This window comes from Luteimonas suaedae, assembly GCF_008312895.1.
GTDB lineage: Bacteria > Pseudomonadota > Gammaproteobacteria > Xanthomonadales > Xanthomonadaceae > Luteimonas > Luteimonas suaedae.
This window is the reverse complement of sequence record NZ_VSSP01000010.1, coordinates 1-14108: the sequence shown is the minus strand read 5'-3', so window position 1 is coordinate 14108 and position 14108 is coordinate 1. Positions and strand designations below refer to the sequence as shown.

Here is a 14108-nt window from a genome sequence, read left to right as displayed (position 1 = left end):
GGTCTCGTGCGCGGGGAGCGCAAGTTTAGCGGGCATTGCGGGGAGCGGCCGCACCAGGCGTCCGCGGACAGCATCGCCGCCCGCAGGACGATGACTGAGTGCCATAAGTCATCGCGACGCAGGTCACGGTGTGGCATCCGGGCGCCGGGGCGCATAGGCGCGCAGGAACATGTCGACCGATGCCTCGATATGGGCCTGGCGATGCGCCTCGCAGTTGGTCTCCTCGCTGCAGCATTCGAATACCATCATCGCGTGCAGGTCGCCCTTGAGCAGGGTGAAGAACTGCGCGGAGGCGCGCGGAATGTCGTCGATCTCCAGTTGCCCGGCCTTGACCCGCCGCCGCAACAGTTCGGAGAAGGCGGTCTGCACGCGGACCGGCCCGCCTTGCCAGAAGGCCCGTGACAGGCGCTTTTCGACCATCTGCGGCGTGCAGAGCAGCCGGTGTCCGGCCACCGCCTCGGGCGAGCTGACCATGGCGAAGAAGGCGTTGGCGATCTCCAGCAGGCGCTCGCGCAAGGGACGGCCCGGAGACGGATCGAAAATCGAGATCGGCATCTGCTGTTCGCAATACGCCTTGGCGGCCTCGGCGAACAGTGTGTCCTTGTCGCCGAAATGGCTGTAGACAGTGAGCTTGGAAACGCCGGCCTCGCTGGCGATCTGGTCCATGCTGACACCCTCGTAGCCCTGCTGCAGGAACATGCGCTCGGCGGCATCGAGGATCGCCGCGCGCTTGGTCAGGTCCTTGGGGCGGCCGGGGCTGGCCGTGGCCTTGGGAAGGGGTTTTCGTGACATGCTTCAATACTAGACCAACCAGTTTGATATTTATACTATACGGACCGGTTCATTAATTTGCCGGCTATGGCGAAGGAGGCCGCGATGGGTGGCAATCAGGGAAGGGGCATGGCCATGGCGGCCTTGGCGTTGCTGCTGGGCGGCTGTGGCGGCGACGGCGGAACGGAGGCCGCGCCGCGCCCGGTCCTGGTCGAGCGCCCGACCGAGCACGCGGCCGGCACGGCGCTGGCGCTGGCCGGCGAAATCCGCGCCCGCGAGGAGAGCGCACTGTCGTTCCGGGTCGGCGGCAAGCTGGTGAAGCGCCATGTCGACATCGGCGCCGTGGTCCGCCGCGGCGATCTGCTGGCCGAACTCGATCCGGGCGACCAGCGCCTGCAGGCGCAGTCGGCCCAGGCCCAGTACGCCGCGGCCGAAGCCGAGCTCAAGCGCGCCCGCGCCGACCAGGCACGCTACGAACGGCTGGGCGCACAGCAGCTGGTCAGCCAGTCGACCCTCGACGCCCAGACCGCCGCCTTTCGCGCCGCGCAGGGGCAGGCGCGGGCGGCGCGCGCGCAGCTGGACGTGGCCCGCAACCAGGCCGGCTACACCGAACTGCGGGCGCCCGAGGATGGCGTGATCGCCGACCGCCAGGCCGAGGCCGGGCAGGTCGTCGCCGCCGGGCAGACGATCTTCACCCTGGCCGGCGATGGTGGCCGCGAAGTCGCAGTCGCGCTGCCGGAATCGCGCATCCATGCCTTCCGGGTCGGCCAGGAGGTCGCGGTGGCGTTATGGAGTGCGCCGGGGCGGCGCTGGTCCGGGCACATCCGCGAGATCGCGCCGGCGGCCGACCGGCAGGCGCGCACCTACGCCGCGCGCGTCGCGCTGGAGGACGCCGCCGCCGCCGCGGTCGAACTGGGGCAGAGCGCGCGCGTGTATGCCGCCGACGCGGACGACGTGGCCATCAGCGTGCCGTTGTCGGCGGTGCAGCGTGGCGACGACGGCGGTACTGCGCTGTGGGTGGTCGATCCGCAGGACCCGGTGGCCCGGCGCATGCCGGTCCGGTTGGGCGAGTTCGGCGCCGAGCGCGTCCCGGTGCTCGACGGCCTCCCCGCGGATGCACTGGTGGTCGTCGCCGGCGGCCACCTGCTGCGGGAGGGCCAGCCGGTGGCCCCGGTCGACCGCGAGAACAGACCCATAGAACCGAGAATCCCGAAGCCGACAACCACAAAGGCCCGGTGATGTCGTCGCAGGAACTCGCGCACAGCATCAACTCCCCTTCTCCCGCTTGCGGGGGGCGAGGCGAGCCGCTTGCGAGCCATTGGCTCGCGGCTCGCAGAGCGCCCGTCGGCTGCGCCGACGGGCCGGGGCAGATGGGATGGGGGCGACGCGCCGGTCATCTTTCCTCTTCGATAACCGACCCGGACTGTCCAGAAAGTTCGGCGCACCTCTCGACTCCGATGCCGCCGATCCGGCCCGTCTCCGGCTTGCCCCCACCCCGGCCCTCCCCCGCAAGCGGGGGAGGGAGCGTGTCCGCCTGCGGAGGACGGCGCAGGCCGGATGACGGGGCGATCACCATGCCCGGGGCCGAATTTCCGATGCGGACCGCACCATGACCCGCTTCAATCTTTCCGAATGGGCCCTCGGCAACCGCGGCCTGGTGCTGTACGCGATGCTGGTGGTGGCGATCGTTGGCACCTGGTCCTACCTGCGCCTGGGCCAGTCCGAGGATCCGCCGTTCACGTTCAAGGCGATGGTCGTGCGCACGCTATGGCCCGGCGCGACCGCGGACGAGGTGTCCAGGCAGGTTACCGAGCGCATCGAGAAGAAGCTGATGGAGACCGGCGATTACGAGTTCATCCGCTCGTACTCGCGGCCGGGCGAATCGCAGGTGATCTTCACCGCGCGCGACTCGATGCGCTCGAGCGAGATTCCGGACCTCTGGTACCAGGTGCGCAAGAAGGTCGGTGACATCCGCGCCACCCTGCCCGAGGGCGTGGTCGGCCCGTTCTTCAACGACGAATTCGGCGACACCTTCGGCAACGTCTACGCGCTGACCGCGGACGGCTACGACTATGCGGTGATGAAGGATTACGCCGACCGCCTGCAGTTGCAGCTGCAGCGACTGCCGGATGTCGGCAAGGTCGAGCTGGTCGGGCTGCAGGACGAGAAGATCTGGATCGAGGTCAGCAACACCCGGCTGGCCACCCTCGGCATCCCGCTGGCGACGGTGCAGCAGGCGCTGGCCGAGCAGAACGCGGTGACGCCGGCCGGCTTCTTCGAAACCGCGAGCGACCGCGTGCGGCTGCGCGTCGACGGCGCCTTCGATTCGGTCGAGGCGATCCGCGCGTTCCCCATCCGTGCCGGCGACCGCACCATCCGCCTCGACGACATCGCCACCGTGCAACGTGGTTTCGCCGATCCGGCGGCGCCGCGGATGCGCTTCATGGGCGAGAACGCGATCGGTATCGCGGTGTCGATGCACGAGGGCGGCGACATCCTGCGCCTGGGCGAGACGCTGGAAACCGAGTTCGCACGGCTGCAGGAGACGCTGCCGGTGGGCATGCAGCTGCGCAAGGTGGCCGACCAGCCGAAGGCGGTGGAGGACTCGGTCGGCGAGTTCGTCAGGGTGCTGGCCGAGGCGGTGGCGATCGTGCTGCTGGTGAGCTTCTTCTCGCTCGGTTTCCGCACCGGCCTGGTGGTGGCGGTATCGATCCCGCTGGTGCTGGCGATGACCTTCGCGGCGATGCACTACTTCGGCATCGGCCTGCACAAGATCTCGCTGGGCGCGCTGGTACTGGCGCTGGGCCTGCTGGTGGACGACGCGATCATCGCGGTGGAGATGATGGCGATCAAGATGGAACAGGGCTTCAGTCGGCTGAAGGCGGCCAGCTTCGCCTGGGACCACACCGCCTTCCCGATGCTCACCGGCACCCTGGTGACCGCCGCCGGCTTCCTGCCGATCGCCACCGCGGCCTCGAGCACCGGCGAGTACACCCGCTCGCTGTTCCAGGTGGTGACGATCGCGCTGGTGGTGTCATGGATCGCGGCGGTGCTGTTCATTCCGTACCTGGGCGACAAGATGCTGCCGGACTTCGGCAAGCCGCGGCCGCCTCGCCCCGGCTCGCCGGTCGCGCGCTGGCGCGCGTTCCGCGCGCGGCTCGCCGACCGCTGGCCCGCGCTCGCCTTCGTGCTCGAACCCGGGCCGGACGATGCGCATGACCATGATCCGTACCAGCGTCCGTTCTACCGCCGGTTCCGGCAATGGCTGGACTGGTCGCTGGCGCACCGCTGGCTGGTGATCGGCGCCACGGTGGCGCTGTTCGTCGGTTCGCTGCTGCTGTTCCGCTTCGTGCCGCAGCAGTTCTTTCCCGACTCGACCCGGCTGGAGTTGATGGTCGACCTGGAACTGGCCGAGGGCAGCTCGTTGCGCGCCACCGAGACGCAGGCGCGAAAACTCGAGAAGCTGCTGGCCGGACACGAAGGCGTCGACAACTACGTCGCCTACGTCGGCACCGGCTCGCCGCGTTTCTACCTGCCGCTCGACCAGCAGTTGCCGCAGGCGAATTTCTCCCAGTTCGTAGTGATGACCACTGACGTCGCTGCGCGCGAGCAGGTCCGCGCCTGGCTGACCGACGAGGTCGCGCCCGCATTTCCCGAGCTGCAGTTGCGGGTCACCCGGCTGGAGACCGGGCCGCCGGTGGGCTATCCGGTACAGCTGCGCGTGTCCGGCGAACATGTCGAGCGTGTGCGCGGGATCGCGCGCGCCGTGGCCGACAAGGTCCGCGCCAACCCGCATGTCACCAACGTCAATCTTGACTGGGACGAGCCCAGCAAGGTGGTGCGGCTGAAAATCGACCAGGACCGCGCCCGCGCCCTCGGGGTGAGTTCGCAGCACGTGGCGCAGTTCCTGTCGGGCTCGCTGTCCGGACTGCCGGTGAGCGTGTACCGCGAGGGCAACGAGCTGGTCGAGATGCTGCTGCGCGGCCCGGCCGACGAGCGTGGGCAGCTGGAGATGCTGGGCAGCCTGGCGGTGCCGACCGAAAGCGGGCAGTCGGTGCCGGTGTCGCAGATCGCGACCCTGGAATACGTGTTCGAGGACGGCATCATCTGGCATCGCGATCGCCTGCCGACGGTGACCGTGCGCGCCGACATCCGCAACGGGCTGACGCCGCCGACGGTGGTCGCGCAGATCCTGCCGACGCTGGAGGAGATCCGCGCGGAACTGCCGCAGGGCTACCTGCTGGAGACCGGCGGCACGGTCGAGGATTCGGCGCGCGGGCAGGATTCGATCAGGGCCGGCATGCCGCTGTTCCTGTTCGTGGTGGTGTCGCTGCTGATGCTGCAGCTGCGCAGCTTCCCGCGCGTGGCGCTGGTCCTGCTGACCGCGCCGTTGGGCCTGATCGGGGTGACGTTGTTCCTGCTGGCGTTCCGGGTGCCGTTCGGGTTCGTGGCGATGCTGGGCACGATCGCGCTGGCCGGCATGATCATGCGCAACGCAGTGATCCTGGTCGACCAGATCGAACAGGACGTCGCCGCCGGTCTCGATCGCTGGCACGCGATCGTCGAGGCCACCGTGCGCCGCTTCCGCCCGATCGTGCTGACCGCGCTGGCGTCGATCCTGGCGATGATCCCACTCTCGCGCAGCGTGTTCTTCGGGCCGATGGCGGTGGCGATCATGGGCGGCCTGACCGTGGCGACGGTGCTGACGCTGACCTTCCTGCCGGCGCTGTACGCGGCGTGGTTCCGGGTCAAGCGCGAGGCGTCGTAAGGCGAGACACGTGAAGGGGGAATGGGAAACGAGGGCCGCCTTGACTCGTTCCTCGTTCCTCTTCACTCGTTCCTGCTTCACTCGGGTTGCCCTGCAGCATGACGCGGCGCAGCGGCGGCGCTAGACTCGCCGCGCAAGCGACGGCCGACGCCATCGGCCCAGCCAGCGACGGGATGCAGCGCGGTGGAACCGACCGATATTCGCGACCCGGACGTCTTCCACAAGGTGGTGGACTGCCAATGGGCTTGCCCGGCGCACACGCCGGTGCCGGAATACATCCGCCTGATCGCCGCCGGCCGCTACGCCGATGCGTACATGGTCAACTGGCACAGCAACGTCTTCCCGGGGATCCTCGGCCGCACCTGCGATCGCCCTTGCGAGCCGGCGTGCCGGCGCGGGCGGGTCGAGGAGAACAACGGCCCGCCCCAGGACAAGATGAAGCCGGAGCCGGTGGCGATCTGCCGGCTCAAGCGCGTCGCCGCCGATCACAAGGGCGACGTGCGAGCGCGCATGCCGAAGCCGGCAAAGAAGCCGAACGGCCGGCGTGTCGCCTGCGTCGGTGGTGGACCGGCTTCGCTGACGCTGGCGCGCGACCTGGCGCCGCTCGGCTATCGGGTCACGATCTTCGAGGCCGATGCCAAGGCCGGCGGCTTTATGCGCACCCAGGTGCCGCGCTTCCGCCTGCCGGAGTCGGTCATCGATGAGGAGACCGGCTACATCCTCGACCTCGGCGTCGAGTTCATGGGCGGGCGCCGGATCGACTCGATGCGGGAGCTGCTGACCCACGGTTTCGACGCCGTGTTCGTCGGCAGCGGTGCGCCGCGCGGTCGTGACCTCGACCTGCCCGGACGCGTGGAAGCCGATGCGCAGATCCACGTCGGCCTGGACTGGCTGGCCAACGTCTATTTCGGCCATGTCACCAAGGTCGGCCGGCGCGTGCTGGTGCTCGGCGGCGGCAACACCGCGATGGACTGCTGCCGCAGCGCGCGTCGGCTCGGCGGCGAGGACGTCAAGGTCATCGTGCGCTCCGGCTTCGACCAGATGAAGGCCAGTCCGTGGGAGAAGGAGGATGCGATGCACGAAGGCATCCCGATCCTCGACTGCCGGGTGCCCAAGGCCTTCACCCACGCCAGCGGCAAGCTGACCGGCATGACCTTCGAGAAGGTGCGCGTGGACTACGGTGACGACGGCCGCCGCCGGCTGGTGCCGACCGGCGAGCCGGACGAGTTCCACGCCTGCGACGAGGTACTGATCGCGGTCGGCCAGGAGAACGCCTTTCCCTGGATCGAGCGCGACGTCGGCATCGAGTTCGATCAATGGGGCATGCCGGTGGTCGACAAGGTCACGTTCCAGTCGACGCTGCCGCACGTGCTGTTCGGCGGCGATGCGGCATTCGGGCCGAAAAATATCATCTGGGCGGTCGCCCACGGTCACGCCGCCGCGGTCACCGTCGACCGGCTGCTCGAGGGCGAAGACCCACGCGTGCGCCCGGCGCCGGGCGTGCAGCTGCTTTCGCAGAAGATGGGCATCCACGAGTGGAGCTACGACAACGCGGTCTCGCCCGACGAGCGCTACGTGGTGCCCTGGTCGGAGGCGGCGAAGAAGCTCGACAGCCTGTCCACCGAGGTCGAGCTGGGATTCGACATGGCCACTGCGTGGAAGGAAACCCAGCGCTGCCTCAACTGCGACGTGCAGACGGTGTTCGATCGCGACAAGTGCATCGAATGCGATGCCTGCGTCGACATCTGCCCGACCGACTGCATCACCTTCATCGCCAACGGCGAAGAGGACGAGTTGCGACCGCAGCTGACGGCGCCGGCACTCAACCTTGAGCAGGGCCTGTATGTCTCGGCGCCGTTGAAGACCGCGCGGGTGATGGTCAAGGACGAGGACGTCTGCCTGCATTGCAGCCTGTGCGCGGAGCGCTGCCCGACCGGCGCCTGGGACATGCAGAAGTTCCTGCTGCAGGAAATCTATGCCGGCCCCGGGTGCCGCGATGTGAAGTGCAAGGAGGCGGCGTGAAACGACTTTGCTCGTCATCCCGGCGCAAGTCGGGATCCAGGCCCATGGGCGTTCAGCCGCCTGGTTCTTGGATCCCGGCCTGCGCCGGGATGACGGTTCGAGAGGTTCGCGGATGACCCCGGCCTTCGCCCCGCTACAGTCGGTCAATGATTTCGTCGTCAAATTCGCCAACGTCAACGGCTCCGGTTCGGCTTCGGCCAACGAGCTGTTCGCCAAGGCGATCCTGCGCATGGGCGTGCCGGTCAGCCCACGCAACATCTTTCCTTCGAACATCCAGGGCCTGCCGACCTGGTACGAGGTGCGGGTGTGCGAGCGCGGCTGGCTCGGCCGCCGCGGCGGTGTCGACCTGATGGTGGCAATGAACCCGCAGACCTGGGACGAGGACGTCGCCGGCATCGAGCCTGGCGGCTACCTGTTCCACGACAGCAGCAAGCCGCTGCCGCGCGCGAAGTTCCGCGACGACATCACCGCGATCGGGGTGCCGCTGACCGAGATCTGCAACGCGACCTACGCCGATCCGCGCCAGCGCCAGCTGTTCAAGAACATCATGTACGTGGGCGCGCTGAGTGCGCTGTTGGATCTCGACGTGGCGACGATCGAGACGTTGATCGGCGAGCAGTACCGGAGCAAGCCGAAGCTGCTGCAGCCGAACGTCGAGGCGTTGCACCTGGGGGGCGACTGGGTGCGCGACCACCTGCCGCATCCGATCGGGCTGCAGGTGCGCAGGGCCGATGCCGTGGGCGACCGCATCTTCGTCGAGGGCAACGCCGCCGCGGCGCTCGGCTGCGTCTATGGCGGCGCCACCGTCTGCGCCTGGTATCCGATCACGCCCTCGTCGTCGCTGGCCGAGGTCTTCCAGGCGTACTGCCGGAAGTACCGCGTCGACGCACACGGCAACGCGCGTTACGCGGTGATCCAGGCCGAGGACGAGATCGCTTCGATCGGCATGGTGGTCGGCGCCGGCTGGAACGGCGCCCGCGCCTTCACCGCCACCGCCGGGCCTGGCATCTCGCTGATGAACGAGTTCATCGGCCTGGCCTATTTCGCCGAGATCCCAGTCACGATCATCGACGTGCAGCGCGGCGGGCCGTCGACCGGAATGCCGACGCGCACCCAGCAGTCCGACGTGCTGGCCTGCGCCTACGCGTCGCACGGCGACACCAAGCATGTCCTGCTGTTCCCGGAGGACCCGCACGAGTGCTTCGATTTCGCCGCGCGTGCGCTGGACCTGGCCGATCGCCTGCAGACCCCGGTATTCGTCATGAGCGATCTCGACATCGGCATGAACCAGCGCCTGTGCGCGCCGCTGCACTGGGACGATGCGCACCGCTACGATCGCGGCAAGGTGATGACCGCCGAGGCGCTGGAGGCCGGCACCGAGTTCGCCCGCTACCGCGACGTCGACGGCGATGGCATCCCGTACCGCACCTGGCCCGGGACGCATCCGGACAAGGGTGCGTATTTCACCCGCGGCACCTCGCGCGATCCGTCGGCGCGCTATTCCGAGCGCGGCGCCGACTACGTCTACAACATGCAGCGCCTGCTGCAGAAGTTCGAGACCGCGAAATCGCTGGTGCCGCAGCCGCTGGCCACGCCGGCCGCGCGCGGACAGTCCGGCGTGCCCGCGCGTCACGGCGTCCTGTTCTATGGCTCGACCAGTCCGGCCATGGCCGAGGCGATCGAGCAACTGCAGGCCGGCGGCATGGCGCTCGACATGCTGCGAATCCGCGCGTTCCCGTTTGCCGACGCGGTGCGCGATTTCATCCTCGCGCACGAGGCGGTATTCGTGGTCGAGCAGAACCGCGACGGCCAGCTGCGGACGCTGCTGGTCAACGAATTCGACCTGGATCCGGCGCGGTTGCTGCCGGTGCTGCACTACGACGGCACGCCGATCACTGCGCGCTTCATCGCCGGGGCGATCGCGGCGCACCTGCGGCCGGAGGCGCAGCGGAACAAGGTGGCGTGATGCTTTTCCCTTCTCCCTCCGGGAGAAGAGCCTGCCCCCGAAGTGCTGTTGGTCGGGGTGGCGCGGAGCGCCGGATGAGGGTACGGCGAAGCGGCAGAGACCTGAACCATCGCGACTTCGCCGTACCCTCACCCCAACCCCTCTCCCGGAGGGAGAGGGGCTTGAAGCGTTTTCCTTCTCCCGATGGAGAGGGCCGGACCGCAGAGGTATCCAATGACCTACATCGCCAAGCCCAAGCTCCACCATCCCACGCTCGCCTGCAACGCGATCGGCTTCACCCGGCGCGACTACGAGGGCAAGATCAGCACGCTGTGCGCCGGCTGCGGGCACGACTCGATCTCGGCGGCGATCATCCAGGCCTGCTGGGAGCTCGACATCCGGCCGCACCGGGTCGCCAAGCTGTCCGGCATCGGCTGCAGCTCGAAGACACCCGACTACTTCCTCGGCCAGTCGCACGGCTTCAATACCGTGCACGGACGCATGCCCTCGGTGCTCACCGGCGCCAGCCTGGCCAATCGTGACCTGATCTACCTGGGCGTATCCGGCGACGGCGACTCGGCTTCGATCGGCATCGGCCAGTTCGTGCACGCAATCCGGCGCGCGGTGAACATGACCTACATCGTCGAGAACAACGGTGTCTACGGCCTGACCAAGGGGCAGTTCTCGGCCACCGCCGACCAGGGCTCGGTGTCCAAGCGCGGCATGGCCAACAGCGACAGCGCGCTGGACATGGTGACGATGGCGCTGCAGCTGGGCGCAAGTTACGTCGCCCGCGGCTTCTCCGGCGACAAGAAGCAGCTGGTGCCGCTGATCAAGGGCGCGCTGTCGCACCGCGGCGCCGCCTTCCTCGACATCGTCAGCCCCTGCGTCGCCTTCAACAACCACGACGGCAGCACCAAGAGCTACGACTACGTACGCGCGCACAACGACGCGGTGAACCGGCTCGACGTGATGCCGCCGCGGGCGGAGATCGTGGCCGACTACGCCGCGGGCGAGAGCATCGAGGTCCCGCAGCACGACGGTTCGGTGCTGCGGCTGCACAAGGTCGAAGGCGGCTACGATCCGCGCGACCGCATCGCGGCGATGAACCTGATCCAGCAGCGCCACGCGCGCGGCGAGATCGTCACCGGGTTGCTGTACGTCGATCCCGATGCCGTCGACCTGCATGCGCATCTGGGCACGGTCGAGGTGCCGCTCAACAGCCTCGAGGCGGACACGCTGTCGCCGGGTGCGGAGGCGCTGACCGGGATCAACGCAGCGTTGCGCTAGAGCGGTTTTGGCGCAAGTGTCGATGGATCCCTTCTCCCGCTTGCGGGAGAAGGTGCCCGGAGGGCGGATGAGGCCAGCGGGTCCGATCAGTCAGTCGCGTAATTCCGGCACGCGGCTGACGGCGGCGATGCGCTCGATCACCGCGTCGGCGACCTCGCCGGTGCCGGCGGCGCGGCCGTTCGGTGCCAGGTCGGCGCTGAAGACGCCCGCCTCCAGGGTCGCGGCGACCGCCTGCTCGACGCAGGCGGCCTCCGTCTCCAGTCCGAGCGAGTGCCGCAACAGCAGCGCGCCGCTGAGGATCGCGCCGACCGGGTTGGCGACGCCGCGGCCGGCGATGTCGGGCGCTGAGCCGTGGATCGGCTCGTAGAGGCCGATCCTTCCGTCGCCGAGGGAGGCGGACGGCAGCAGGCCCATCGAGCCGGCCAGCATCGAGGCCTCGTCGGTGAGGATGTCGCCGAACATGTTCTCGGTGACGATCACATCGTAGGCGCGCGGCTTCGACAGCAGGTGCATCGCCATCGAGTCGACCAGCTGGTGCTCCAGCGTCACATCGGGGAACTCGTCGCGGGCGATGCGCGCGGCCACTTCGCGCCAGAGCCGCGAGGTCTCCAGCACGTTGGCCTTGTCGACCGAGGTGACGTGGCCGCGGCGCAGGCGCGCGAGTGCGCAGGCGCGACGGACAACGCGCTCGACCTCGGCCACGCTGTAGCTGCACAGGTCGCTGGCGCCGGTGTCGGTGCGGGTCTTGTCGCCGAAGTAGATGCCGCCGGTCAGTTCGCGCACCACCACCAGGTCGACGCCGGACAGCAGGTGCGCCTTGATCGGCGCCGCGCCGAGGGTGGCCGGATGCGGCTGCACCGGCCGCAGGTTGGCGTACAGGCCCAGGCCCTTGCGCAGCGCCAGCAGGCCCTGTTCCGGACGCACACTGGCGTTCGGGTCCGACCATTGCGGTCCGCCGACCGCGCCCAGCAGCACCGCGTCGGCGCGGCGGCAGGCCGCGAGCGTCGGCGGCGGCAGCGGATCGCCGTGGCGGTCGATGGCGATGCCACCGATGTCGTGCGCGGCGAAGTCGAACGCATGGCGGAAGCGGTGGGCGACCGCCTGCAGCACGGCGACGGCGGCGGCGGTGACCTCGGGGCCGATGCCGTCGCCGGACAGGACGGCGATGTCAGCGCGCATGGAAGCGGTCCTCGTACAGGGTGATGTCGGCCTGGCGCGCGAGCAGGTAGCCGAGCTCGTCCACGCCCTCGAGCAGGCAGGTGCGCGAGAACGCATCGAGCGGGAACCGGTACACGTGGTTGCCGGGCGTGCGCAGCTCGCGGGTGGCGACGTCGATCTCGAGCTCGTCGTCCGGGCGCCGCATCAGCGCCTGCACCACGGTTTCCGGCAGCACGATCGGCAGCAGGCCGTTCTTGAGCGCGTTGCTGCGGAAGATGTCGGCGATCTCGCTGCTGACGATCGCGCGCAGGCCCAGGTCGCGCAGCGCCCACGGTGCGTGCTCGCGCGAGGAGCCGCAGCCGAAATTGCGCCCTGCGATCAGGATCGAACGGCCGGCGTTCTCCGGCCGGTTGAAGGCGAAGTCCGGGTCCGGTGTGCCGTCGGCGCGCCAGCGCCAGTCGTTGAACGCGTGCCGGCCGAGCCCCTCGCGCTCGGTGGTCGACAGGAACCGTGCCGGGATGATCTGGTCGGTATCGATATTGGTCTGCGCCAGCACCACGCTGCGCGAGCGCACGCGCAGGGTGCGGCGGTCGTCGGCTTGTGGTTGCGCAGTGGGGGATTGGAGCACGTTCATTACGCTACCTCGCGTTGCGGTTGTCTTGCGAAGAACTCGCGTGGATCGGCGACGTGGCCGTGCACGGCGGCCCAGGCGGCGGTCAGCGGCGAGGCCAGCAGCGTGCGCGAGCCTGGGCCCTGGCGGCCCTCGAAGTTGCGGTTGCTGGTGCTGACCGCCAGTTGCCCGGGCGCAACCAGGTCGCCGTTCATGGCGATGCACATCGAGCAGCCCGGCTCGCGCCATTCGGCGCCGGCCGCGCGCACGATCTCGGGGATGCCCTCGGCCTCGGCCTCGCGCTTGACCTGCTCGGAGCCGGGCACCACCAGCATGCGCACGTGCGCGGCGATCCGGCGCCCGGCCAGCACCTGCGCCACCTCGCGCAGATCGCGCAGGCGGCCGTTGGTGCAGGAACCGACGAACACCACGTCGACCGGCGTGCCCTGCAGCGACAGGCCCGGGGCGAGCCGCATGTAGTCCAGACCTTTTTGCGCCGCCGCGTCAGCGGCCTCCGGAATCGCGCGATCGACCGCGATCGCGGTGCCCGGATGCGTGCCCCAGGTCAATGTGGGGCGGATGTCGGCTGCGTCGATCGTCACCTCGGCGTCGAAGCGAGCATCGGGATCGGTGCGCAGCTCGCGCCAGCGCGCCTTGGCCGCCTCGAAATCAGGCCCCTTCGGCGCGCGCGGCGCGTTCTCGAGCCACGCGAACGTGGTCTCGTCCGGCGCCACCATGCCGGCGCGGGCGCCGGCCTCGATCGACATGTTGCACAGGGTCATGCGCTCTTCCATGTCCATCGCGCGGATGGTCGAGCCGCGGTACTCGATCACGTGGCCGGTGCCGCCGTTGACGCCAATGGTGCCGATCACGTGCAGGGTCACGTCCTTGGCGCCGACGCCCGGTGCCAGCGCGCCCTCGACGTTGACCGCCATCGTCTTCGGCCGGCGCTGCAGCAGGCACTGGGTGGCCAGCACGTGGCCGACTTCGCTGGTGCCGATGCCGAACGCAAGGGCGCCGAACGCGCCGTGGGTGGAGGTATGGCTGTCGCCGCAGACAATCGTCATGCCGGGCTGGGTGAAGCCCATCTCCGGCGCGAACACGTGGACGATGCCGCGCTGGTCGGAGCCGAAGTCGAACAGCTCGATGCCGGCCTCGGCGCAGTTGCGCGCCAGCATCTCCACCTGGCTCTCGGAGGCCGGCGTGTAGTAGGGCAGGCGGCCGTCGGCGCCGCGCGGCAGGGTCGGCGTGGAATGGTCCATCGTCGCCTTGGTGCGGTCCGGCCGGCGCGGCGACAGCCCGCGCGCGCGCAGCTCGGCGAACGCCTGCGGCGAGGTCACCTCGTGGATCAGGTGCAGGTCGACGTACAGCACCGCGGGCGCTTCGTCGGTGTCCGGGACCACGACGTGCGCGTCCCATAGTTTGTCGAACAATGTTCTGGCGGTCATGGTGGAGATCGGGTCCGGAGAGTGGGACGTTGGTGACGAGGAGTGAGGAGTGAGGAGTGAGGAGTGAGGAGTGAGGAGTGAGGAGTGAGGAGTGAG

At 69.1% G+C, this 14108-nt stretch carries 9 protein-coding genes; 5 read left to right on the top strand and 4 right to left on the bottom strand.

What is annotated here, in order from left to right:
• Window positions 1-123: 123 nt before the first annotated feature.
• Window positions 124-792, bottom strand: a complete 669-nt coding sequence (locus FXO19_RS14210) for a TetR/AcrR family transcriptional regulator (RefSeq protein WP_149195774.1) — start codon at window positions 790-792, stop codon at window positions 124-126.
• 108 nt (window positions 793-900) lie between these two features.
• On the opposite strand from FXO19_RS14210, the gene FXO19_RS14205 reads away from it, so the two are divergent.
• The 5 genes from FXO19_RS14205 (at window position 901) to FXO19_RS14180 (ending at window position 10796) form a co-directional block, all read left to right on the top strand.
• Entirely contained in the window at window positions 901-2010 is a 1110-nt protein-coding gene (locus FXO19_RS14205) for an efflux RND transporter periplasmic adaptor subunit (RefSeq protein ID WP_149195773.1), read from the top strand.
• Window positions 2011-2380: 370 nt separating this feature from the next.
• Window positions 2381-5539 (top strand): efflux RND transporter permease subunit, encoded by a 3159-nt coding sequence (locus tag FXO19_RS14200; protein WP_149195772.1) that lies wholly within the window; start codon window positions 2381-2383, stop codon window positions 5537-5539.
• A 183-nt stretch (window positions 5540-5722) separates the two neighbouring features.
• Window positions 5723-7561 (top strand): FAD-dependent oxidoreductase, encoded by a 1839-nt coding sequence (locus FXO19_RS14195; RefSeq protein WP_149195771.1) that lies wholly within the window; start codon window positions 5723-5725, stop codon window positions 7559-7561.
• A 112-nt stretch (window positions 7562-7673) separates the two neighbouring features.
• The gene (locus tag FXO19_RS14190; RefSeq protein WP_149195770.1) at window positions 7674-9527 is read left to right on the top strand and encodes a 2-oxoacid:acceptor oxidoreductase subunit alpha; all 1854 of its coding nucleotides are present in this window, start codon (window positions 7674-7676) and stop codon (window positions 9525-9527) included.
• Window positions 9528-9740: 213 nt separating this feature from the next.
• Window positions 9741-10796: a 2-oxoacid:ferredoxin oxidoreductase subunit beta gene (locus FXO19_RS14180; protein WP_149195768.1), complete on the top strand. Its 1056-nt coding sequence runs from the start codon at window positions 9741-9743 to the stop codon at window positions 10794-10796.
• 90 nt (window positions 10797-10886) lie between these two features.
• Here FXO19_RS14180 and leuB read toward each other — a convergent pair whose 3' ends face one another.
• Genes leuB through leuC form a run of 3 tightly spaced genes read right to left on the bottom strand, consistent with a single transcriptional unit; the run spans window position 10887 to window position 14012 of the window.
• The gene (leuB, locus tag FXO19_RS14175) at window positions 10887-11975 is read right to left on the bottom strand and encodes a 3-isopropylmalate dehydrogenase (RefSeq protein ID WP_149195767.1); all 1089 of its coding nucleotides are present in this window, start codon (window positions 11973-11975) and stop codon (window positions 10887-10889) included.
• Window positions 11965-12588 carry a 3-isopropylmalate dehydratase small subunit gene (gene leuD, locus FXO19_RS14170; RefSeq protein ID WP_149195766.1) on the bottom strand — a complete coding sequence of 208 codons (624 nt, stop codon included), beginning with the start codon at window positions 12586-12588 and terminating at the stop codon, window positions 11965-11967. The genes leuB and leuD overlap by 11 nt, the downstream gene beginning before the upstream one ends.
• A complete protein-coding gene (gene leuC, locus FXO19_RS14165; RefSeq protein ID WP_149195765.1) occupies window positions 12588-14012 on the bottom strand; it encodes a 3-isopropylmalate dehydratase large subunit in 1425 nt (474 codons plus the stop codon). Before leuC ends, leuD begins: the two co-directional genes overlap by 1 nt.
• Between the last annotated feature and the right edge of the window lie 96 nt (window positions 14013-14108).